The organism is Paeniglutamicibacter sulfureus, from assembly GCF_039535115.1.
In the GTDB taxonomy this organism is placed as follows: domain Bacteria; phylum Actinomycetota; class Actinomycetes; order Actinomycetales; family Micrococcaceae; genus Paeniglutamicibacter; species Paeniglutamicibacter sulfureus.
The window spans coordinates 4,331,392-4,353,983 of record NZ_BAAAWO010000001.1 but is presented as its reverse complement, the minus strand read 5'-3'; the positions used below and the strand labels follow the sequence as shown (position 1 = coordinate 4,353,983).

The following is a 22,592-nucleotide window of genomic DNA, read 5'->3' as shown; positions in this document are numbered from 1 at the left end:
AGGCGGTGCCGAAAGTCCACGGGGCGCGACGGCCCTGTTGCGGGGGGGGTGCGGCTACTTGGCGTCGACCGCGTCCGAGATGATGTCGATGCGCCAGCCGGTGAGCTTGGCAGCCAGTCGGGCGTTCTGCCCTTCCTTGCCGATGGCCAGCGAAAGCTGGTAGTCGGGAACCACGACGCGCGCCGAACGGGTTGCCTCGTCGGTGATGGTCACCGAGACGACCTTCGACGGGGAGAGTGCCGAGGCGATGAACTTCGCCGGATCCTCGTTGAAGTCGACGATGTCGATCTTCTCCTCGCCCAACTCGTTCATGACTGCCCGCACGCGCGAACCCATCTCGCCGATGCAGGCACCCTTGGCGTTGACGCCCGGGATGTTGCCCTGCACGGCGATCTTGGTGCGGTGTCCGGCCTCGCGGGCCAGGGCGATGATTTCCACGGCGCCGTCGGCGATCTCCGGGACCTCAAGCTCGAAGAGGCGGCGCACCAGGTTCGGGTGCGAACGCGACAGCGTGACGGCCGGGCCCTTGGGGCCGCGGTTGACGTCCACCACGTAGCAGCGGATGCGGTTGCCGTGGGTGTACTTCTCCCCCGGTACCTGCTCCGGCGGCGGCAGCAGGGCCTCGACGGTGCCCAGGTTCACCTGGATCATGATCGGGTTGTTGCCCTGCTGGATCTGTCCGGAGACGATCTCGCCGATCTTGTTCTTGAACTCGCCCACGACGTTGTCGTCTTCGGCATCGCGCAGGCGCTGCAGGATGATCTGGCGTGCGGTCGAGGCCGCGATGCGGCCGAACCCGGTGGGGGTGTCGTCGAACTCGCCAATGACCGTGCCGTCTTCCTCGGTCTCGGTGGCGAAGATCGTCACGTGGCCGTTGCGGCGGTCGACCTCGGCGCGTGCCTGAGGCATCGCGCCCGGGGACTTCTGGTAGGCAATGAGCAGTGCCTGCTCAATGGTGGGGATCAGCACCTCGAGCGGGATTTCGCGTTCTTTTTCGAGCATGCGCAGCGCGCTCATATCAATGTCCAACTCAGGCCTCCACGTTTTCGTCGTCTTCGTCGTCAAGTTCTAATTCAGTCAGGTCCGCGCTCTCGGCACGGGCAAACTCCACCTCGACGTTGCCGCGGCGGATCGATCCAAATTCAATGGTGCGTGGTTCGCCGACCTTGGGCTTCATGCCCTTCTTCACGGTGATCTCCGGGACGATGGTGATTCCCGTTTCGGTGACCTCCATGAGGCGTCCGAGCAGGTTGTCCTCGCCAATCACGTTGACCTTCACCATGCGCCCGACATTGCGGCGCCAGTGGCGCGGCAGGGTCAGCGGGCGGGACGTGCCCGGAGAGGAAACCTCGAGCTCGTAGGGGTCGGCGGTGTCGTGCGGGTCCTTGTCCAGGGCCTCGGAAATGGAGCGGGAGACCTCGGCCACCTGGTCGAGCAGGATGCCCTCGGTGCCTTCGGTAACGTCGACCACCACGTGCACGATGCGCTGGTCCCCGGCACGGCGGACCTCGACTTCTTCAAGCACCAATTGGTGGGAGGCAACGGTGGGCTCCAGTAGTTCGGTGAGGCGGGCCGCCTCGAGCTGGATGTCTGCCGGCTTGCCGGTCATGAAAGTCCTCCCACATTATTCGATGTTGTGAATCCTAGGGTAGCGACTTTTGGGGTCATCCGTCTGCCCGATTCATCACGGGCATGCCCACGGCCGGGTCCATGGGATGATCAAGGTGATGGATCAGCACCCAATTGACCCCAGTGATCGCGTTTCCCGCCGACCCCGCCGCGGTGCCGCCCGGCGGCTCCTGGTGGCCTTGGCGGCGATGCTTGCCGTGGCCGCCGGAACGCTCGGCACGGCGGTCTACCTGAACCGTGATTCCCCTACATGGCAGGCGATCCTGGGCACCGAGCCGGTCATCGAGGCGGCCCCCGATCCGGCCGCGGACCTGCCCGTCCTGCTTGATGCGCTGGAGAACATGGCGGCCACCCCGGAGGTCTCCGGAACCGCCAGGTTGGCCACCGCGCTGCAGGGCACACGCACCATGCTGGCGGAGCATGTCGAATTACTCACACCAGGGATCCCGGCGGCCTCGCAGGCAGCCGCCGAGGGTGACGGAACCGAGGCCTCGGCCAACGATCCGGCTGCGGTCCCGCTGGATGCCGCCGATTTTTCCCGGCGCCTGGCGCAGACCGGCAACGCCCTGCTGACCCAGTCGCTGGGGGCCCCCGAACAGGAAGCCCGCAGGCTTTCCGGGGCCGGGATTGAGCTGCTGGTCCAGGCCCGCACCGTGCTCTCCGCCTCCGGGGCAACGCAGGCGGCCCTCGATGCCCTCCCCGCTCCCGGCATCGCCGAAGAGTCCGCAGCGGTTGCGACGGCAACGAAGGATTCTTCCACCGAATCCGCGCCGGCCGCCGACGGCGCCACCACCCACCGCGCCGCCTTGGCAACGATGCCCGAATTCGCCGCCTCCGCCTGCCCCTCCCCCGCACCGTCGAATCCCGAGGCACCTGACTCCGGCCAGCTGCTGGGCAAGGTAGCCGACGCCGCCTATCGGATGGGCTACGCCTACGACGTTGCCGGGGCGCGGACCAGCGCCGGTCTGCGCACCGCCGCCTGGGACAGGTCCGGGTTGCTGGTGGACTTCGCGCAGGCGGTGGAAGGCCAGTTCGCCGAAGAGCTCGACTGCGAACCCCTGCGGCAGCCCGCCTACCAGCTGCCGGCCGACGCAGCGCAGAACCCCATGGATGCGGCACGCAGCGGCGAGGCGCAATTGGCCTTGCTGTTGCGGGACGCCGCGGCAACCCAGACCGGGGATTCCCGGGCATACCTGTTGAAGGCCGCCTGGGCCCAAGCGCTACACGCCCGCCAGGTCACCGGCGTCGCGCCGGACTTCACCCAGGTCGACGGCACTACGTCCCCATCCCCCGCACCTTCGGCCGGGTAGCGTCCAGGGGCACACCGTTTTACCCCCGAGGGGGGTCCGCACCGGACTCCGGCTGCCTCGTGTGGATCTGTATCTCATCGGGCCTGAAACGGCGATGCCGGAAGCGACTCGGGGCTGCCCAATGACGTTCGTGGCCATCCGTGGCACCGGCAGGACGGGGCGGAAGAGTCCGCCACAGCATCGAAGAAGTGCTTTGTCACTACAGATCCCAAATCGTCTGTGCCTCTGGCTACGATCTGCGTAGGGGCTGCCGGGGGAAGTTTGGGAGTTCCGATTCGCAATCGTCACTAGGGGGAATCATGTCTGTCCGTTTCAATACACCACCGCTTTGGCTGCAACACCTTCCTGCCGGTTTCCAACCCACACCGTCGTGGGTGCCGGAAACCTCGTGGGGCGCCCCGCCAGCCGGCTGGCCCATGTGGGTTCACTCGGAGAATGGCCACCCGGCCTTGCCTCCGGAAGAGTTCTCCGCCAACCCGTATCTGTACATGTCAGTGATGCCCGGTGATCCCGCATTCATCGCAGCTGGAGCGCATGCCTCACCTTCCATCGGATCCGCAGGCGGCCGTCCACCAGTCGCAGGATTTTCGGTCCCCGGAAACCAAGAACCGAAGAAGCCAATGAGCCGGGGCAAGAAAATTGGGATCGGCGTCTCCGGTCTTGTCGTGCTCTCGATAATCATTGGCTCCTGTGGTGGCAGCGACGAGCAACCGTCCTCCGCTCCGACAGCCACGGAGTCGGCAGTCTCGTCTCCCAGCGAGACAGCCGCAGCGGCACCCGTAGTGTCCTCCGCTGACGCCTCAGCCAGCGCCAAGGCAGAAGCAGACGCTGAGGCGGAAGCCAGTGCCAAGGCCGAAGCGAAGGCAGAAGCCGAAGCCGGAACGCTCAGTCAGCAGAACGCGCTTCGGTCCGCGGAGAACTACCTCGGATTCTCGGCATTCTCGCGCACCGGACTGATTTCGCAATTGGAGTTCGAGGATTACTCAACCAAAGATGCAACGTGGGCGGTCGACCGTGTGACGGTTGACTGGAATGAACAGGCTGCCAAGTCCGCCGAACAATACCTTGAATTCACCGCCTTCTCGCGCAAGGGATTGATTGAACAGCTCGTTTACGAGGGTTACACGAAGAAGCAGGCAGAGTACGGCGTGGGCAAGACAGGTCTCTAGCTCTCTGACCGACAGTAGGTTCCTACGCCAAATGTCGCAGTCCGCTGTCTCGGGACTCCTCATGGTTGCGCCGTCCCAATCGGCAATTGCCTGAAGCCTGTCATGCCGGAACCAGCATGACAGGCTTCGCCTAGCCGCCCGGTGCGGAGCGTCGATCGCGATCGGCGTTGGATAGACGGCCGGGAACTGCAATTCCTGGCGTTGGCCGATGAGCAGCGTGGCGACACATGGAATCGCCCCAAGCCAGCGAGACTTTTGGCGCCTTTCGGATTCCACTGCCCATGCCACGCCCAGGAGCGCCCTCCCCAAACCAGACCCCCATGTGAGGCGTGTCACGGCAGGTCTGACGGCTGCCGCGCCCATACGTTGGCAGTGTCCCACTCGCACAGCCATCAAGGAGAAACCCTGTGTCACGCAGATTTATTCATGCCTCGGCCTGCGCCGCGGCACTCACGCTGGTCGCCGGAGCGATCACTGCCGCCCCCGCCGTCGCGGAACCGCGGCAAACCGAAAAACAGGCCACTGCCACCGGCACCGGAGGGGCGGTGAGCACCGTCGATGCCGAGGCTTCGGCGGCCGCCATCGCCGTGCTGCGCAAGGGCGGCAACGCGGTGGACGCCGCCGTCGCCGCGGCGGCCACCCTGGGCGTCACCGAACCCTACAGCGCCGGCATTGGCGGAGGCGGGTATTTCCTCTACTACGACGCCGCATCGGGAAAAGTCAGCACCATTGACGGACGCGAAACCGCTCCGGCGACCATGCCGACGGACGCGTTCATCGATCCCGAGACCGGCGAACCCTACCCGTTTACCCCCGAACTGGTGACCAGCGGCGTATCCGTGGGTGTTCCCGGCACGGCAGCGACCTGGCAGCGGGCCCTGGAAAAGTGGGGGTCGCTCAGCCTTGGGCAGGCCTTGCAGCCTGCCATCAAGGCAGCCACCCGCGGCTTCGTCGTGGATGAGACATTCCGCGAACAAACGCTGGACAACAAGGAGCGCTTCGCCGCGTTTGATTCCACCAGCGAGCTCTACCTGCCCGGAGGCGATGCCCCTGAGGTCGGCAGCACCATCAAGAACCCGGACTTGGCCCGCACCTACACGCTGTTGGCCCGCGACGGTATCGAGGCCTTCTACAACGGGGCGCTGGCGGAGGACATCGCCGAGGCCGTCCAGGCGCCGCCGATTTCCGATGACACCGAGCTTCCCGTGCCCTTTGGCCACCTGAGCACACAGGATCTTGCCGACTACGCCGTGATCGACCAGGCTCCCACCAAGGTGGACTACCGCGGGCTGGAGGTCTTCGGCATGGCTCCCTCCAGCAGCGGCGGAACCACCATCGGGGAAGCCCTGAACATCCTGGAAAACTACGACCTCTCCGCCATGGAAGGCCCGGCCGCCATCCACCACTACCTTGAGGCCAGCGCGCTGGCCTATGCGGACCGCGGAAAGTACCTCGGGGACCCGGCGTTCGTGGACGTTCCCACCAGCACCTTGACCGATGCGCTCTTCGGCGCCGAGCGCGCCTGCGCGCTGGACCCGGAGCAGGCTGCCACCAAGCCCGTGGCCCCCGGCGATGTCACCGACTATGACGGTCTCTGCCCGGCTGCCACCGCCGCACCGGCGGTGGAAACCGACACCGAGAACATCTCCACGACCCACCTGTCCGTGGCCGATGCCCAGGGCAATGTGGTGTCCTACACGCTGACCATCGAGCAGACCGGCGGATCGGGCATCGTCGTTCCGGACCGCGGCTTCCTCCTGAACAACGAGTTGACCGATTTCTCCACGGTCTACGACCCGGCCGACCCCAATAGGATCGAACCGGGCAAGCGTCCGCGCTCGTCGATGGCCCCGACCATCGTCCTCTCCGACGGCAAGCCCCTGTTGGCCTTGGGCTCGCCGGGCGGTTCGACCATCATCACCACGGTGTTGCAGACCTTGGTCAACCGCGTGGACCTTGGCATGAGCCTGCCCGAGGCGATTGCCGCACCGCGTGCCTCGCAGCGCAATTCGGCCAAGGTCACTGCCGAACCGGAGTTTATCGAATCCCAGGGGGCCGGCTTGGAAGCCTTCGGCCATGAGTTCGTCGCCTCGGGCGATTCGTTTACACCGCAGGCGGAGATCGGCGCGCTCGAGGCAATCGAGTTCGGCCCTGATGGATCGATGACGGCGGCGGCAGAACCGACGCGTCGCGGTGGCGGCTCGGCCATGGTGCTCAAGCCGGCGCGTTAGCCACGCGGGCAGGGCCCAACCGCACGGTGCGCTGCTCCCTCGAAAACCGACACTGGATTTCCAGGTTCGGTTTTCGGCGGAGCAGCGCCATTCCCGGCGAAGGACGGGGGGCAACGGCGAGGCCCATGACGCAGGGAACAGCACGGCACCCCCTGGCCGCGTTCAGCCGGAGGCCACGTTCCGCAGGCCACGGGTCGACAATTCCTGTGCCGGGTTGCCGCCGAATAGGCTGTCCTCGGGTACGTCGGAACCTTTCATCAGGAACGAATCGGCTTTGAGCTCCGCCCCGTCCTGCATGGTCACGCCGTAGTGCACAAACGCGCCGACACCTATCGTGACCCTGGAGCCGATCGAGATGGGCTCGAGCTTGAAGGCCCCGTCTTCCATCGAGTGGCATTGGAAGATGCTCCCCGAATTCAGGGTCACATCATCGCCTATGGAGACGATTGTCTTCTCCGGGATTGCGCATCCGTCATCGAAAAGCCTCTTGCCCACGCGCACACCCAACAGTCGCAAAATGATCGATTTGAAGGGCGTGCCGCTGAACAGGCCAAGTGCTGCACCACCGATGAACTTCCAAAAACGCTCGTGCTCCCAAAAGTAGACCTCATAGATGGAACAGAAGGTCGGGACAAGCTTGTGGCGGATCTGGGTGATGCGTTCGATCGCAATGGTGAGTCCTTCCAACGCCACACCCAGGGCCAGTGTGCCGATCATGACGGCCAGTGCGCCGACTTCTTCAAAATGGGTCAGGACGACCGATGCGAACCACAGGGAGACAAAGACCTCGAACCAACGGAGCAAAAGGAACAGCGCAATGGTGAGGCCGTTGTGGCGGTTCTTTGCTGGAAGCCGCAATTTGAGTTGCTCTGCCGTCTTCATCTCGTCGAAGGCGCTGTCCCGCTGGACCGAGCGCGGGATCTCGAAAGGCGGGGACCCCAGGAGTCCGACTCCTTCACGGACGGGACCGTCAATCGGGACCATGGTCATGGTTCCGAACAAACAGTTCTCGCCGGTCTTCCCCGCAGGTGGATAGGTGATGGCGTTGCCCAAAAAGTTCTTGGCACCGATGGTGCTGGGTGCGATGCGGAATGAGGTGTTCGATACCTCTGCGGTAATCATCGACAGACCATCCGACACCATCGTTCCGGAGCCGACGGTAACCGCATAGGGTGTGTCGTGTTTGACTGCGGGTCCGAAGTTGGACCCCGTTTGCACCGGGTTCGGCTGGTGATACCCGAGATAGCTCAGGTAATAGAGAATCAGCGAGCTGTCGCCTGTGAGGTTTGCGAAGAACGGGATATTCGTGAGCCGCGTGACCGTCCGGTGAAGGGCATAGTGGAATCCGTAAAGGGGATAGACCTTGCCGGGGGTCAGGAAAAGATATAGCAGCCGCGGTACGACGCCCACTGCCACCAGGCCGGTAACAATACCGCCGATTGTCAGGCCGAAGGAAATGATAATCAAGTCGGCATAGAACCCACCGGTCTCGTTCCAGAGCAAACCTGACGAGAGGTAGTCCGGCAGGAACAACGCAATCAGGAAGGTAACGAGGGACCCGAACCCGGCAATGCTGAGGCACACGACCCAGAAACTGTAGGTGACCTTTCTTCTCATAGTGACGCGCGCAGGGTCGACAGACTTGTAATTGGAATCGCAGCGCCGCCCGGGCGAGCCATGCCATGTTTCATTGGGCGGTACCGTCTGCCCACGATGCAGCGACGATGAATGACCAAGCTGGGAGTTGTCTCCCATCTCCGTATAGATGTCGATGACCGTTTGCTCACCCACCCAGACGTTTTTGCCCAGGGTCACCGGCCCTACTTGAATGATTCCCCGTTGGGCGCGATAGCCCTTGAACACGCAGTCCTTTCGGATCACGGTGCCGTCACCAATGGTGAGCAAATCGCTGCACAGCGGCACTGAAGTGGAGAAGATCGCAACGTCGTGCCCGATCTTGGCCCCCAGCGCCCGCAAATAGACGTTAAACAACGGTGTCCCGGCAAACATTCGAAGTGGATTGCTGCTGATGAGCACCCGCACGAACCAGAAGCGGACATATGCCAATGACCAGACAGGAATTTCCATTTCCTTCCACCGCCCGACAATTACCCATTTCAGGACAATGGGTATCACTGACAACGCGACAAACATCGCGACGGTGAAAATGAGGGATCGTTCCCAAACTTTTATGGCGTCCGTTGCCGCAGCTGCCCAGTGATATCCGGCGACCGCCAGGACCGTCAACCCGTAGGTGTACGCCAAGAAGATCAGGGCTTGCAGAACGCCTGTCGTCACGAACTGGCGGGTGCTGGCCAGTCTGACTTCCATTGTCTCGGGATACGCGGTCGGCGGCGTGGCGGCGCTGCTGTTTTCGAGCACCCCGGCCAGCTTTTCAATGGTCGGGTTTTGGTAGGCATCCCTCATGGCCAGCGGGGGCAGGTCGGTGTTCTTTCTGGTCAGGGAACAGAAATGTGCAAGTAAAAGGGAATTGGCCCCGAGATCCGTAAAAAAATTCGCTCGCGTCGATACCTTCTCAACGTGGAGCACCTGCGCCAAGGCCAGCGACAGCTGTTCCTCGGTCTCATTTGCCGGGGCCACATATTCCTGGCCGCCCGCATTGGGGCTGGGTGTGGAAGGCGGGGGCAGGTTTTTTCGATCGGCCTTGTCGCTGGGTAGCATCGGAATGGCTTTCAGGCACTCAAAGTACGCCGGCACCATATAGCTGGGAAGCTGGGATTGCAGCCGTTTCCTGAGATCCACGGCATCGATTTCAGGGGTGTCTTTCCTCAGGCTGTAGTACGCCACCAGCTCGGTAAAACCGGGTTCCCGTTCGTAGGTGTCAACGACCGCTTGGGCAACTCCGGGCACCTGCAACAGCACCGATTCGATCTCTGTGAGTTCGATCCGGTAACCGCGGATTTTCACTTGGGTGTCGATACGGCCAAAATATTCGATCTCACCCATATCATTGATCCGCCCCAGGTCGCCGGTGCGGTAGATCCTGCCCGAAGGGTTGTTGTCTATCCCCAGAAAGTCCGGGATAAAGGCCTTCCCTGTGAGGTCGTCACGCTTGACGTAGCCCTTGGCCAACCCAATGCCTGCCAGGCCGATCTCGCCCTGGGTGCCGGCCGGCAGCGCCTTGGGTTCGTCGGGATCGAGGATGACCACGGCATAGCTGGGCAATGGCACTCCCAGGGTGACAGGACGTGTGGGATCGGCAATCGCGTAGGTTGCCGTGACAGTGGCCTCGGTGGGTCCGTACACATTCAAGAAGCGACGACCCGGCCGATGCCACCGCACCATCAGGTCACGTGGACACGCTTCCCCGGAGACCAAAAGAAAGCGGAGGGATGGAATATCCTCATCGAGTGTCGCCAACAACGTTGGAACACAACAAATGGCCGTGACCTTGTGGGCAACCAGAAACTCTGCCAGCTCCAGTCCAAGCAGCGCGGTGCCGCTGGGTTTGGGAACCAGGGTGGCCCCGGACATCCACGGAACCCAAATCTCTTCAACCGAGAAGTCAAAGGCTATGGTCATGCCCTGATAAACCCTGTCCTGCTGCTCGTACCCATAGGAGAGCGCAGCCACTCTCACGAAATTGCAGATGCTGGCATGCTCAATTGCCACACCCTTGGGCCGACCGGTCGTTCCGGACGTGTAAATGATGTAGGCCAACTGGTCGCTGGGGGATCCCTTTTCCTCCGCTGCAAGTCGCGCGGAATCCATCGACTCGATCCTTGGGTCCTCCTCATCGAGGCAGCGGACCGAAGCCATGACATCCACGAGACGATCCCTCAAATGCGACAGCGTCAAGACCTGGGCGACATCGGCATCGGCGATGATGTAAGCGATCCGGTCGGCGGGATAACCGGCATCCAGGGGCACATACGCAGCGTGGATCTTCAACACCGCGAGCATCCCCACCAGGGAACGAACCGGATCGTCGAAAAGCAACGCTATCCTGTCCCCGGGATTGCACCCGTGGGCGATCAAGTACCGGGCCAGTTGGTTGGCCTTGGCGTCCAACTGATCATAGGTGAGCCTGACCGCACCCGTGTCCACAGCCAGATGCAATCCTTTCCCGGTCTTGCGCAACAGATCGCACTGTCCCTCAAAGAGGTGATCCAGGCGTTCCCCCGGGACCCATCCGGCTGTCTGGTCCACCTCCACGGAGTGCAATACAGGCCCGTGCATGAGGCTAAGTGCCCTGTGTCTTCCCGGATAGGCAAGGTTTTCCCGCGTATCAACTTGCTTGCTCAAAGCGACCTCTCTGGTCATGTGTGTTCCAACCAATCGAGCCGGGTGATTACGGCGCGGGCACATCGAGCATCGATGCCAACCGATCGATGCAATCGACCAGGATGTGACAAGCGGTCTCCATGACTTCCGCGGTGATATTGAGCGGAGGCAGCAGGCGCACGACGCTGCTGTCGCGGCCGCCGAGTTCCAGGATCAGCCCCCGGTTCAAGGCCTCGCTCTGCACTTCGGCGGCTAAATCTCCCGCCGGCATTTCGGTTCGTGGATCCATGAGCTCGACGCCCACAAGCAATCCCTTCCCGCGGATTTCCCGAACCCACGGATGCTGCTGCAGCGGCGCCAGAAGGCCAAAACATTGTTCGCTGCGGCGCCGGACGTTGCCCAGGATGTCGTCGCGTTGGAATATTTTCACTGCTTCGACACCGGTGGCGAAGGCGAGCTGGTTGCCACGGAAGGTACCGATGTGTGCGCCGGGCTCCCAGACATCCATCGCCTTGTCGTACATGATCAGCGCGATGGGCAGACCCATGCCGCTGAGTGCCTTCGAGGCAACGATGACATCTGGTTCGATTCCGTACTGCTCAAACGAGAACCAGGTACCGGTACGTCCGCAGCCCGTTTGCACTTCGTCGACGATCAGCGGGATCCCCAGTTCTCGGGTCACTGCACGCACTCGCTGGGCGAACTCGATTGTGGCGGGAATTGATCCGCCCTCGCCTTGAACGAGCTCAAGAATTACGGCGGCGGGCAGCGGAATTCCGCTGAGATCGTCCTTCAGCGAATGCTCCAGGAAAGTCGCGCAGTTCGTGGAACAGGTGGCGGGGCTCATGCCGAGAGGGCATTGCGAACAGTATGAATAGGGAAAGAAGTGGACCCCTGGCATGCCATTTTGCACGTGACTTTTTGGTGCCACCAGTCCGGTGAGGGCCATTGCCGCGGCAGTGCTCCCATGGAATCCTCCCTGAAAGCTGATGATCTCTCCGCGACGGGTAGCCGTCTTGCACAGCTTTATCGCAGCCTCTACGGCATTGGCGCCGGTGGGTCCGCAGAAGTGGATCTTCATCCGGTCCTGCATATCCACGGGAAGCATTGAGAGCTGGGTATCGATGAAGGCGTCCTTTACCGGCGTCGGGAAATCCAGGCCGTGGGTTTCAACCAGCATTTGGTCGGCGGCAACACGTACCAATTCCGGATGGTTGTGCCCGAACGGGAGCACCCCTGCCCCGTTGAGGAAGTCTATGAACACATTTCCGTCAACATCCCGAACGAAACTCCCTGCGGCTTCGGCGATCGCAATCGGCAAATGGCGTGGGTAAGTCCGGGCGTTGGATTCCCGGGCTTCTTGACGCGCCAAAAAGGCGGCGGACTGTGGCCCCGGTATCGGGCCTGACACGAGCGGACCCGTCCAGTCCGCGAGTTCCGTTTTATTTGTCATTGAAATCTCCATTCATCAAAGAAATAGAGGCAGGCAATCTGGAATCGGGGAAATTGTTTAGAGGAGATTCGGAACCGAAAAATATCGTCGATATTGGCCAAAATCCGGCGCTTTCCCAAGCAATCGACGGCATTAGCACGGATGCCCCTGCAGGCCGACGTCTCCGGTGGGCTCGTAAATTGCACAGATGTACCCTCGGCCGATCAAAATGCCCCAAGCCCCAAGTCCCCTGATTCCATCGCTACTTCACATAAACTGTCTGCCCAAGCTGGAATTAATCGGCTATTTCTTGATCGTAATCAAGATTCCTAGCCTTTGTGATTGACGGATTGATTCATATGTTTTGCCCTATACCCTTTCCCCAAGTCATCGGATAAGTTGAACGCTTCGCGCATTGCCCGGACCCCAAGCCCCAGCATCTCTAGGTCCGTTACGGCGCATAGGCAAACCGAAGAGTCGGAAAATAGCCGAATCTTGATGCCGGCATCGGAAAGCACACCCAAGAACCGGCAGAGCACATCAGGCTCCAGACGCATGCCGAAACCCGACAGCGAAAGTTTGCCCACTTCTTCGCATTTCAACCACTGGAAGCCAATGGTCTCCTGAGCCTTCGAGACAGCAGCCACCACAGGGGGGATTTGGTCGGCGGGCAAGATGAATGAAATGTCCGTAGACCCGTCCACCACGTCATTTTTATGAGTGATCATGTCCGGGCAAACACCTAAAGCCGCGGTGACACCGAACAGCTGCGCCGGGCCTGGCCCCATGGGGACACCGGCCACGGTGACTTGGATCTGGGTCCGGTCTTGGATGACGCCCATGATCAGCGGTTCTTCCAAGGTCGCCGAATGCTCGGCGCCGGGCTCGTCCTCGAGCCCGGAAACGACCCTCGTCCCCTCATCCGGATTAAACGGTGAACGCACATGGATCGTTACTCCAAGGCGGCGCGCATATTCAATGCACCGCCGCGGCAGAACCTTGGCTCCTGCAGCGGCCAGTTCCATCATTTGCACGCTTGTAATCGTTTGGACCTTGCGAGCTGCCGGAACGATGCGTGGATCTGCCGTGTACAGGCCGTCAAAGTCGGAATAGATTTCACAAACCAATGCATTCAAGGAGGCGGCGAGAGCAACCGCCATCAGGTCCGATCCATCTCGTCCCATGGTCGTGACCATATTGGCCTCGCGGTTTGTTCCCTGGAAGCCGGCCACGATGGGGATCTCCCTGCGAGCAAGGGAAGCCGCCACGGCCAGTGGATCCACGCCAACTATGTGTGCTTTGCCGTGGATGCCATCCGTGATCAGCCCTGCTTCTCCGCCCGTAAACACATGGGAGGCTGCACCAAGCTTGGAAATGGCCATTTCCAGCGAAGGCTCGAAGATCTGCTTACGCCGACCCACCGCAAGGTCCAACCCACCTGATTCACCCGACGGGGCGAGTCCAGCTGGATGGGTCGCTAATTCATTCGTGGCACTTTCCATCTCGGGTAGCACCACCACCACCGAAAATCCCGCGCGTTGCGTATCCACGATCCTTCGCGCAACCCGCTGAATTCCTCTGTGGTCTGCTACAGAGGAACTACTGTATTTTTGGATGATCAGGCTTTCACGAAGCCTCCAAGCAGGCCAAGTGTCCGATTGCATGGGAATTTCCTGTCACTAGAATTACTAGTTTTTCCCGGCCCCAAGATTCTTGCAAATGACAAGTCATGGCCGTGATTCGGCTCCCCAGCCGAATGAGACGATTCATTCAATTCAAGCGAATACGGTATCACTGGCCGGTAGTCCCCCCGGAACCGGCCGCGACTTCTCCATATGGAGTCGCATCATTGGGTCAGTCTTACACCGCGTACGGGGAGATGCAAGGCAATGGCAAGTCGCGCGAAAGAAATCTCCGCAAGAAAGGGAACATCGCAGCAGACGAATCTTCCGCGCGTAAATATTGGCGATGTGCGTATCGTTGCTCCCGGTTGGGAGCGGAATCGGAAAACCCGTCAGGCAAGGGCGCCGTCGATGACCAGGCGCGATCGGAGGCCCATCGCCATGGGCAGGCTCTGCCTCTATGGGCGCCGCACCCGTTGGAAATCCAGGACATTACCGACACAGGTCTCCCTCCGAGGGCTGATTGATCAGCTGATTTTCGAGGGCTACTCACGGAAATGGACGGCGCACGGGGTCAGCAAAACTGGCCTTTAGCGCTCTGACCCGAGGGCAACCTGAAGAGAGGGATTGACCCACCGCGGCGGCCCGGAGCATGGCGCACATGTGGAGCTCGCCGATGCCTGGTCTGAGCCCCGGAAAGACGTGGTGTCTGTAAGGCGCACAGCGCATTACAGACACCATCGCCCGCGAAAGTGGCTGTCCGGGGCAAAACGGGGACCCTTCTAAACGGCTGGAAACAACACGTCGTAGCCCAGCTTGAGGATCAGCGCGCCCACCACGGCAAGGAAGACAATGCGGATGAACTTGCTGCCCTTGGACACAGCCATGCGCGCGCCGAGGTAGCCGCCAACCATGTTCGCCGCCCCCAGCACCAGGCCGATCCCCCACAACAGGTGCCCGGAAGGCAGGAAGAACGCCAGTGCGCCCAGGTTGGTCGCCATGTTCACGATCTTGGCCTTGGCGCTGGCGGCCAGGAAGTTGTAGCCCATGAAGGCGACCATCGCGATGATCAGGAACGATCCGGTGCCCGGGCCGATCAGCCCGTCGTAGCCGCCGATGACCAGCCCGATCACGCCTGCCACCGCATAGTGGCGGGAGCCCGTGTGGCGCAGGTTCGTCAGCTCCCCTGCCGTGGGCTTGAAGAGCGTGAACAGGCCCACCGCGATGAGTGCGGCAATGATGACGGGTTTGATGACTTCTTCGGGCAGCAGCGTGGCCAGGATCGCCCCGCCGAAGGAGCCCGCCAGCGCCACCGTGGCCATCGGGATCGCGGTCTTCAGATCCGGATGGGCACGGCGGTAGTAGGTCACCGCACTGGTGGTGGTGCCGAAGACGGATCCCAGCTTGTTGGTGGCAAGCGCCTGCACCGGGGAGATCCCCGGGACCAACAGCAGGGCGGGGAGCTGGAGCAGTCCCCCGCCGCCGACCACCGCATCGACCCAGCCCGCGGCGAATCCTGCGAGCACGATCAAGGCGATGGTTCCGGGCTCCATTCCCTGCAGCCCGGAACCATCAAGCAGGGTCGCCGCCTCGATCATCCCTAGCCCTTGGCGAGGGCGATCAGCTGCGCGACAACCTCGTCGACGGAGACGTCGGTGCGTTCCCCGGTGGCGCGGTCCTTGACCTCGACCACTCCGTCGGCCAGGCCGCGGCCGATGACCACGATCGTGGGCACGCCGATGAGCTCCGCGTCGGAGAACTTCACGCCTGCCGAGACCTTGGGACGGTCATCGTAGATGACCTCGACACCGGCTTCGTGCAGCTCGTCGGCGATCTTCTGTGCCGCCTCGAAGAGTTCTGCCTGCTTGCCGGTGACCACCAGGTGCACGTCGGCCGGGGCCACGTTGCGGGGCCAGACCAAGCCGTTCTCATCGTGGTTGGACTCGGCCAGGGCGGCGACGGCACGGGTGACACCCACGCCGTAGGAGCCCATGGTGACGACCTTGAGCTTGCCGTTCTGGTCCAGCACCTTCAGGTCCAGGGCCTCGGCGTACTTGCGGCCGAGCTGGAAGATGTGTCCCATTTCGATGCCGCGGGCGGTTTCCAGCGGGCCGGATCCGTCCGGGGCCGGGTCCCCGGCGAGCACCTCGACGCACTCGATGGTGCCGTCCCAGGTGAAGTCGCGTCCGGCGACCAGGCCGAAGACGTGCTTGCCGGCCTCGTTGGCGCCGGTGACCCAGCTGGTGCCGGCAACCACGCGCGGGTCAACCAGGTACAGGATCTTGGAAGCGCCTTCCAGGCCCAGGACCGCCGCATCAGTGCCCAGCGCCGGGCCGATGTAGCCCTTGATGAGCGTCGGGTGCTTCTTCAGGTCATCCTCGGTCGCGGCCTCGAGGCCGACCTCGCCGCCGGTTTCCAGGTGCGCGGAGATGTTTGCCTCGACGCGCTTAAGGTCCACGTTGCGGTCCCCGGGCAGGCCGATGGCCACCAGTTGGCGTTCGCCGGTGGGCAGCGTGGCGGCCAGCACGACGTTCTTCAGGGTGTCAATGGCGCTCCAGGCGCCGTTGGCGCGCGGGGCGATCTCGTTGGCGCAGGCCACCAGGGTATCGATGGTCGGGGTGTTCGGGGTGTCCAGGACCTCGAAGGCCGGGGCATCGGTGAAGTCGATGTCCTCGGGCACCACGGTGGTCACCGCCTCGACGTTGGCGTAGTAGCCTCCGGGAGAGCGGACGAAGGTGTCCTCGCCGACAGGAGTCGGGTGCAGGAATTCCTCGGACTTCGATCCGCCCATGGCTCCGGCCGTGGCGAAGACCGGAAGGATCTCCAGGCCCAGGCGGCCGAAGATCTTCAGGTACGCGGCGCGGTGGGCCTGGTAGGCCTCTTCCAGGCCCTCGTCGTCGATGTTGAAGGAATAGGAGTCCTTCATGATGAATTCGCGTCCGCGCAGCAGGCCCGCGCGGGGACGTGCCTCGTCGCGGTACTTGTTCTGGATCTGGTAGAGGTAGGCCGGCAGGTCCTTGTAGGAGTTGTACAGGTCCTTGACCAGGAGGGTGAACATCTCCTCATGGGTGGGGGCCAGCAGGTAGTCGGCGCCCTTGCGGTCCTTGAGGCGGAAGAGTCCGTCGCCGTACTCGGTCCAGCGGCCAGTCGTCTCATAGGGTTCGCGCGGCAGCAGCGCCGGGAAATGGACTTCCTGGGCGCCAATGGCGTTCATCTCCTCGCGGATGATGGCTTCCACCTTGCCCAGGACGCGCAGGCCCAGCGGCAGCCAGGTGTAGATCCCCGGTGCCGCGCGGCGGATGTACCCGGCGCGAACCAGCAGCTTGTGGCTGGCGACCTCGGCATCGACCGGATCTTCGCGCAGCGTGCGCAGGAACAGGGTGGAGAGCTTTAGGACCACGCTAACTTTCCATTTCCGCGGCCATATTCCAGGCCACAACATAGTGGTGGGGTGCAAATCTTTGGTGCCGCGGCTTTCGCCCCGGGCGGGCAGCCGGTTCCGTGCACGGGGTTCCGCGTCGGGGCATGGCGCCGCAAGGCACTTGTCCCATCCTACTTTGCCGACCCGGTGCCCCTTGGCATCGAGGGCAATGTGGCTTTGGCCGAGCGGCAATGACCAAGGCGTGTCCGAGGCCCCTTGCGAACTGATCGTATGACGCGGGATAAATTGCTGCTGTTGGACCCGGCCCGGCGTTTCTGGCCCCACTTCATGAATACTGCCTGCACGGAGCGGTGGCGACACTTCCGTCGGCCAGTTACTTGCAGCGCGCTCGGCCCCGGCGGCCATGGGCAACATGGCCTACCCATTGGAGTCAGCCGCGGGAGGAAGAATCCGCACGGAACCCGGCGGCCCCGAAACGCGGCACGGCCGGGCCGCCCGTGACGGGAGGCCCGGCCGTGCCGGTGGAGCATGCGGGGTGTTACTGCTTGGGCAGCTGCGGGTCCACGCCGTAGTGGTTCGCCAGTTCGGTGATCACCGCGTGGGCGCCCTGGATGCTGACCGAGGCCAGGAAGATGGAGTCGTCGACCGGAAGCTTGTCGCCCTCGAGGCGGTTCCAGAGCGGGTTGGACTCGTATTCGGCCTTCTGGGCGCGCGAGGCGTCGCCTTCGGCGCCCGGCGGGGTCCAGGCGCTGACCATGATCAGGCCGGCGTCGCCCTCGAGGATCTGCTCCGCACCCAGCGGGGCAAAGATCGAGTCGGTGGAGTCAAGTCCGCCTGCGGGGCGCGGGATCGCCATGTCGGCCATGATTTCGCCGATGAACGAGTCGGTCGCGTAGAGCCGGGCGGTGTCGCCGCCGGAGAAGCGGATCAGCGAGTAGGTCAGCTTCGGGTCCTTGGCCAGGATGGACTTGCCGACGGAGGCGGCGCGGTCCTCGTATTCCTTCACCAGGGTCTCGGCCTTGGTCTTCTCCCCCAGGGCCTCGCCGAGGAAGACGACGTTTTCCTTCCAGGTCGGGCCGGTGCTGTCGGAGAAGATGGTCGGCGCGATCTTGGAGAGCTGCGGGTAGAGCGCCTCGTGGCGCACCTTGGCCGAGACGATGAGGTCCGGCTGCAGTTCGAGGATCTTCTCGAGGTTCGGCTCGGCGAGCGTGCCCACGTTGACGGACTCGGCGGTCGCCTCCTTCACGTCGCCCAGGTAGGGGGCGAAGGGGTCCTTGGGGTCCTGGCGGTACTGGACGTAGCCGACCAACTCGGCGTCGAGCAGCAGGGCCGCGTCGATGTAGCTCGGGTCCAGGGCGACGACGCGCTTGGGCTGCGTCTCCAGGGTGGTCGAGCCCATGATGTGGTCCATGGTCAGGGGGTAGCCGGCGGCGTTGGCGGCCGGGGACGCCGCGGGGGCTTCGGTCGCGGGGGCGGCGCAAGCGGAGGTGGCGAGCAGGGCCATGCCGGCAAGGGCGGCGGCCACGCGGCGAACGGTCGACTTTTTCATGGGCGGGTACTTTCAGCGAGTGGGAAGTTACGCGGCAGGGGCACAAAAAGTTAGGGTTGCCTTGCCAAGGCAGTACACTAGCACAGTGCCGATACATAGGGCACGAAATTGTTTCGTAATCAAAAAGGGAGTCCTCGTGCCCGTCCTCGCCACCGCCGCGCAGGCGCCCGCTGCGGATCCGCGCACCGGCGGCCGTCCCGTCGGGCGGGCCCGCCGCCTGCGCCGCCTCGGGCTGGCCGCGGCGGCGCTGCTGCTGGCTGTGCTCGCCAGCATCTGCATCGGCGGCCAGCCCTCCTCGCTGGCCGAGGCCTGGCACGCCGTGGCCACCCCGTCCGGCACCGTCATGGACGTAACGATTCGCGAGCTGCGCTGGCCGCGCACGCTGACCGGGATCGTGGTGGGCGCCTGCCTTGGGCTGGCCGGCACGCTGGTCCAGGGACACACGCGCAACCCGATCGCCGATCCGGGGCTGCTGGGCATCAACCAGGGCGCGGCGCTGGCGATCGTTGCTGCCACCACGTTCTGGGGCCAGCAGACCGCCGGCGTCGAGGCCACCCTCGCCTTCACCGGCGCCCTGGCGGCCAGCATCCTGGTCTTCCTGCTCGGGTCCGCCAGTCGGCACGGGGCCACCCCCATCACCCTGGTGCTGGCCGGGGCGGCGGTGACGGCCCTGTGCCACGGCCTGGTTTCCGGGCTGGTGCTGCTCAACGAGGAGGCGCTGGACACGCTGCGCTTCTGGCAGATCGGCTCGCTGGCCGGGCGGGACGGCGGCCTGGACCTGGTGGCCCCCTTCATCCTCGCCGGCCTGCTGCTGGCGCTGGCAAACCTCGGCGCGCTGAACACCCTGGCCCTGGGCGAGGACACGGCCACCGCGCTGGGCACCGGCGTGTTGCGCTCGCGCATCGTCGGGATTGCCGCCATCGCGCTGCTCTCCGGCTCGGCGGTGACCCTGGCCGGCCCGATCGCCTTTGCCGGCCTGGTCATCCCGCACCTGGCGCGCGCCGCCATGGGCGGGGACCACCGCTGGCTGATGCCCTTCTCGCTGCTGGCCGGCGCCACCCTGGTGCTGCTGGCCGACACCGCCGGCCGAGTCGTGGCCCGGCCCGGCGAGCTCTCCGTCGGCGTCGTGCTGGCCGTGATCGGCGCGCCGCTCTTCGTGCACCTGGCCCGGCGCAAGCGGCTGGTGGCCCTGTGAGCGCCGGGACGACGGGGACCGGCACGCGCTTTGCCTCGGTGCGGGCGCTGCGCCTGGGGCCGGTGTCGCTGCGCACCGACCCGCGCACGCTGGCCGTGACGGCACTGCTGCTGCCGCTGGTGCTGGCCGGCGCGGCCCTGCACATCGCCTGCGGCGGCACCCCGCTGGCCTTCGGCGAGGTGGTGCGCGCCCTGCTGGGCGATGACTCCAATCCCCTGGTGCACCTGGCCGCCACCGAGTTCCGCGCCCCGCGCATGGCAGCCGCCGTGCTGGTGGGCGCCGCCCTGGCCGCGGCCGGGGCGCTGACCCAGACCGTGGCCCGCAACCCGCTGGCCAGCCCCGACGTGCTCGGGGTGACCTCCGGCGCCGCGGTGGGAGCGGTGGGCGTGCTGGTGCTGGCCGGCGGCGGGCATGCCGGGCTCAGCGGCGCCGCCGCGATGCTGGGCATGCCCGCGGCGGCCTTCGCGGCCGGGCTGCTGGCCGGAGGCGCGGTGTACCTGCTGGCCTACCGCCGCGGCCTCGACAGCCAGCGCCTGATCCTGGTCGGGCTGGGCGTCTCCGGCCTGGCCGCCAGCCTGACCACCTGGATGCTGACCCTGGGCGACGTCACCAGCGCGGGGCTGGCCCTGACCTGGATGATGGGCTCGCTCAACGGCAAGGAATGGACGCTGGTGGCACCGCTGGCCGTGGCCGCGGCGGTGCTGCTGCTCGCGGCGCTGGGCATGGGCCGCTGGCTGGCACTGTCCAGCCTGGGCGACGACGTCGCGGTCGCCCTGGGCTCGCGGATCGGGACGGTACGCACCGTGGCACTGCTGCTAGCGGTGCTGCTGGCCGCGGTCGCCACCGTGGTGGGCGGACCGATCGCCTTCGTGGCCCTCGCCGCCCCGCAAATCGCGCGGCTGCTCTGCGGCTCGGCGCTGCCCCCGGTGGGCGCCAGCGCCCTGGTCGGGGCGCTCTTCGTGCTGCTCTCCGACGTGGCGGCGGCGAACCTGCTGGCCATCCCGCTGCCGGTGGGCGTGGCCACCGCGGTGCTCGGCGCGCCGTTCCTGATGTACCTGATCCTCAAACACCAACGGAGAACCTCATGATCCCGGCCGCATCCCGCCTCTGTGTGGAAGAGGTCACCCTGGGCTACGACGGGGACGACATCGTGCACCAGCTCAGCCTGGCCGTGCCCGACGGCGCGGTGACCTCGATCATCGGCCCCAACGGCTGCGGCAAGTCCACCCTGTTGCGCGCCATGGCCCGGCTGATGGTGCCGCGCTCCGGACGCGTGCTGCTGGACGGGGAGCCGCTGCACCGCCAGCCGACCCGTTCGGTGGCTACCCGGCTGGGCATGCTGCCGCAGAACCCCACGGCCCCGGCCGGACTGACCGTGGCGGACCTGGTCTCGCGCGGACGCAACCCGCGCCAACGCTGGTACCAGCAGTTCTCCGTCGGCGACGAGCGCGTGGTCGCCGAGGCGCTGGAGGCCACCGGCATCGCCGCGCTGGCCGACGTGCCGATGGACGAGCTCTCCGGCGGGCAGCGCCAGCGCGCCTGGATCTCGATGGTGCTGGCCCAGGAGACAGACATCGTGCTGCTCGACGAGCCCACCAGCTTCCTGGACCTGGCCCACCAGGTCGAGCTCCTGGAACTGGTGCAGCGGCTGAATGCCGAGCACGGGCGCACCATCGTCATGGTGCTGCACGACATCTCGCTGGCCGCCCGCTACTCGGACCACATGGTCGCGATGCGCCAGGGCCGGATCCACTCGGCGGGCTCCCCCGCCGAGGTCGTCACCGAGCGCGGGCTGGCCGAGATCTTCGGGCTGAGCGCCCGCATCGTCACCGACCCGGTCGCCGGACGCCCCCATGTCATCCCGCTGGGCAACGGGCCGCTGCCCGAAGCGCTGGCCTCCTCCGCGGAACGGACCGCGGAGGCCGCGGCGAAAGCCTAGCGAAACCCCACGGGCATTTCCGCTGCGACCCGGGGTTCCCTGCGTGGCGTGGGGCCGCCCGGCCGGGTTACGGGGCGGGAGTGGCCGCGGGCGGTGCCGCGCGCAGGATCGCCAGCAGGCCCTCGGCATCCTTCAGCGCCTGCGCGGTGGCTGCTTCGGGGGTACTCTTCACGGCGCGGGTAGCCGTCAGCATCAGGCTGCCGTCAATGAGTCGGACCGACACCTGTTTGTTCTTCGCATCCCCGTTCACGCTTTCCAACATGGTGGCCGTGGTGAAGGGAGCGGAACTCGTGACCTCAAGCGGGGTCAGCTTGGAGGTGATCGTTTGGCCGCCCGCGGTGACAGCGTAGGTGCTGCAGGACTGGTCCAGGTGCTGCTGCGCCGCCACGTTGGCCACCAGGCCGGCACGGTCGCGGTAGGAGGCAATTGTCAGGTCGCCGCCGGCGTTTTGCGGCAGGACGGCTGCCGCCATGGCTGCCTGGTCCAGCTGGTCGGTCAGGCTGCCCACCCCGTAGAGTCCGCACTCGGCAGGAACCACTGTGACACCCTCAAGCCACTTTTGCGCCTCCGGCAGTTGCTTGCGCAGCGCTTCCTGGTCATTGACGACTGTTCCGGGGGTCGCTGCCGCCCATTGCTGCACAGCGCTTTTCAGTGCAACGGCATCCAGGTAACCCAGTTCGGCCCTGTCCGACGGACCAGCGGTCGGGCTGGCGGAGCCCGACTCGGTGACGGGCACCTCGACGGCGGTCGGCGATGATGCGCTCGGGCCCGGCACCGGGGCATCGGTGCAACCGGCAAGGGCCAGCAACAGGCCTGCTGCCGCCAGTGCGGTGGAGGTCCTGCGAATGGTTTCGTTGGTCCTTGGCATATGGGACGTCACGTCTAGCTT

At 64.6% G+C, this 22,592-nt stretch carries 15 protein-coding genes; 6 read left to right on the top strand and 9 right to left on the bottom strand.

Features of this window, described 5'->3' with window-relative positions:
- Positions 1 to 54: 54 nt before the first annotated feature.
- Both nusA and rimP read right to left on the bottom strand, forming a co-directional pair.
- Positions 55 to 1,029 carry a transcription termination factor NusA gene (nusA, locus tag ABD687_RS19675; protein WP_264268057.1) on the bottom strand — a complete coding sequence of 325 codons (975 nt, stop codon included), beginning with the start codon at positions 1,027 to 1,029 and terminating at the stop codon, positions 55 to 57.
- A gap of 1 nt (position 1,030) precedes the next feature.
- Entirely contained in the window at positions 1,031 to 1,609 is a 579-nt protein-coding gene (gene rimP, locus ABD687_RS19670; protein WP_264268058.1) for a ribosome maturation factor RimP, read from the bottom strand.
- 118 nt (positions 1,610 to 1,727) lie between these two features.
- Between rimP and ABD687_RS19665 the strand changes: the two genes are divergently transcribed.
- The 3 genes from ABD687_RS19665 (at position 1,728) to ggt (ending at position 6,339) form a co-directional block, all read left to right on the top strand.
- Positions 1,728 to 2,939 (top strand): hypothetical protein, encoded by a 1,212-nt coding sequence (locus ABD687_RS19665; protein WP_310288699.1) that lies wholly within the window; start codon positions 1,728 to 1,730, stop codon positions 2,937 to 2,939.
- A gap of 299 nt (positions 2,940 to 3,238) precedes the next feature.
- Positions 3,239 to 4,108: an Ltp family lipoprotein gene (locus tag ABD687_RS19660; protein WP_310288702.1), complete on the top strand. Its 870-nt coding sequence runs from the start codon at positions 3,239 to 3,241 to the stop codon at positions 4,106 to 4,108.
- A gap of 407 nt (positions 4,109 to 4,515) precedes the next feature.
- Positions 4,516 to 6,339: a gamma-glutamyltransferase gene (gene ggt, locus ABD687_RS19655; protein ID WP_310288706.1), complete on the top strand. Its 1,824-nt coding sequence runs from the start codon at positions 4,516 to 4,518 to the stop codon at positions 6,337 to 6,339.
- A 162-nt stretch (positions 6,340 to 6,501) separates the two neighbouring features.
- Here the strand turns inward: ggt and ABD687_RS19650 are convergent, their stop codons facing one another.
- The 6 genes from ABD687_RS19650 to ABD687_RS19625 all read right to left on the bottom strand — a co-directional run bounded on the left by ABD687_RS19650 (position 6,502) and on the right by ABD687_RS19625 (position 18,569).
- Positions 6,502 to 10,623 (bottom strand): Pls/PosA family non-ribosomal peptide synthetase, encoded by a 4,122-nt coding sequence (locus ABD687_RS19650; protein ID WP_310288707.1) that lies wholly within the window; start codon positions 10,621 to 10,623, stop codon positions 6,502 to 6,504.
- Between the two features lie 28 nt (positions 10,624 to 10,651).
- Positions 10,652 to 12,037 carry a diaminobutyrate--2-oxoglutarate transaminase family protein gene (locus ABD687_RS19645; RefSeq protein WP_310288711.1) on the bottom strand — a complete coding sequence of 462 codons (1,386 nt, stop codon included), beginning with the start codon at positions 12,035 to 12,037 and terminating at the stop codon, positions 10,652 to 10,654.
- A 308-nt stretch (positions 12,038 to 12,345) separates the two neighbouring features.
- Complete coding sequence (locus ABD687_RS19640) at positions 12,346 to 13,680, bottom strand: aspartate kinase (protein WP_310288713.1); 1,335 nt, start codon at positions 13,678 to 13,680, stop codon at positions 12,346 to 12,348.
- A 740-nt stretch (positions 13,681 to 14,420) separates the two neighbouring features.
- A complete protein-coding gene (locus ABD687_RS19635; protein ID WP_310288715.1) occupies positions 14,421 to 15,236 on the bottom strand; it encodes a sulfite exporter TauE/SafE family protein in 816 nt (271 codons plus the stop codon).
- A gap of 2 nt (positions 15,237 to 15,238) precedes the next feature.
- Positions 15,239 to 17,038 carry a proline--tRNA ligase gene (locus ABD687_RS19630; protein WP_310288718.1) on the bottom strand — a complete coding sequence of 600 codons (1,800 nt, stop codon included), beginning with the start codon at positions 17,036 to 17,038 and terminating at the stop codon, positions 15,239 to 15,241.
- Between the two features lie 520 nt (positions 17,039 to 17,558).
- Positions 17,559 to 18,569 carry an iron-siderophore ABC transporter substrate-binding protein gene (locus ABD687_RS19625; RefSeq protein ID WP_310288720.1) on the bottom strand — a complete coding sequence of 337 codons (1,011 nt, stop codon included), beginning with the start codon at positions 18,567 to 18,569 and terminating at the stop codon, positions 17,559 to 17,561.
- 136 nt (positions 18,570 to 18,705) lie between these two features.
- On the opposite strand from ABD687_RS19625, the gene ABD687_RS19620 reads away from it, so the two are divergent.
- Genes ABD687_RS19620 through ABD687_RS19610 form a run of 3 tightly spaced genes read left to right on the top strand, consistent with a single transcriptional unit; the run spans position 18,706 to position 21,703 of the window.
- Entirely contained in the window at positions 18,706 to 19,764 is a 1,059-nt protein-coding gene (locus tag ABD687_RS19620) for a FecCD family ABC transporter permease (protein ID WP_310288724.1), read from the top strand.
- A complete protein-coding gene (locus tag ABD687_RS19615; RefSeq protein ID WP_310288728.1) occupies positions 19,761 to 20,852 on the top strand; it encodes a FecCD family ABC transporter permease in 1,092 nt (363 codons plus the stop codon). Before ABD687_RS19620 ends, ABD687_RS19615 begins: the two co-directional genes overlap by 4 nt.
- The gene (locus ABD687_RS19610) at positions 20,849 to 21,703 is read left to right on the top strand and encodes an ABC transporter ATP-binding protein (protein WP_310288730.1); all 855 of its coding nucleotides are present in this window, start codon (positions 20,849 to 20,851) and stop codon (positions 21,701 to 21,703) included. The genes ABD687_RS19615 and ABD687_RS19610 overlap by 4 nt, the downstream gene beginning before the upstream one ends.
- A gap of 67 nt (positions 21,704 to 21,770) precedes the next feature.
- Here ABD687_RS19610 and ABD687_RS19605 read toward each other — a convergent pair whose 3' ends face one another.
- On the bottom strand, positions 21,771 to 22,571 hold the full coding sequence (locus tag ABD687_RS19605) for a hypothetical protein (protein WP_310288732.1): 801 nt from the start codon (positions 22,569 to 22,571) through the stop codon (positions 21,771 to 21,773).
- Positions 22,572 to 22,592: the final 21 nt, after the last annotated feature.

Coding starts and splice junctions, on each gene's coding strand:
- rimP (WP_264268058.1), bottom strand. CDS start 1,609: ATGACCGGCAAGCCGGCAGACATCCAGCTCGAGGCGGCCCGCCTCACC.
- ABD687_RS19665 (WP_310288699.1), top strand. CDS start 1,728: ATGGATCAGCACCCAATTGACCCCAGTGATCGCGTTTCCCGCCGACCC.
- ABD687_RS19660 (WP_310288702.1), top strand. CDS start 3,239: ATGTCTGTCCGTTTCAATACACCACCGCTTTGGCTGCAACACCTTCCT.
- ABD687_RS19650 (WP_310288707.1), bottom strand. CDS start 10,623: ATGACCAGAGAGGTCGCTTTGAGCAAGCAAGTTGATACGCGGGAAAAC.
- ABD687_RS19645 (WP_310288711.1), bottom strand. CDS start 12,037: ATGACAAATAAAACGGAACTCGCGGACTGGACGGGTCCGCTCGTGTCA.
- ABD687_RS19640 (WP_310288713.1), bottom strand. CDS start 13,680: ATGCAATCGGACACTTGGCCTGCTTGGAGGCTTCGTGAAAGCCTGATC.
- ABD687_RS19635 (WP_310288715.1), bottom strand. CDS start 15,236: ATGATCGAGGCGGCGACCCTGCTTGATGGTTCCGGGCTGCAGGGAATG.
- ABD687_RS19625 (WP_310288720.1), bottom strand. CDS start 18,569: ATGAAAAAGTCGACCGTTCGCCGCGTGGCCGCCGCCCTTGCCGGCATG.
- ABD687_RS19610 (WP_310288730.1), top strand. CDS start 20,849: ATGATCCCGGCCGCATCCCGCCTCTGTGTGGAAGAGGTCACCCTGGGC.
- ABD687_RS19605 (WP_310288732.1), bottom strand. CDS start 22,571: ATGCCAAGGACCAACGAAACCATTCGCAGGACCTCCACCGCACTGGCG.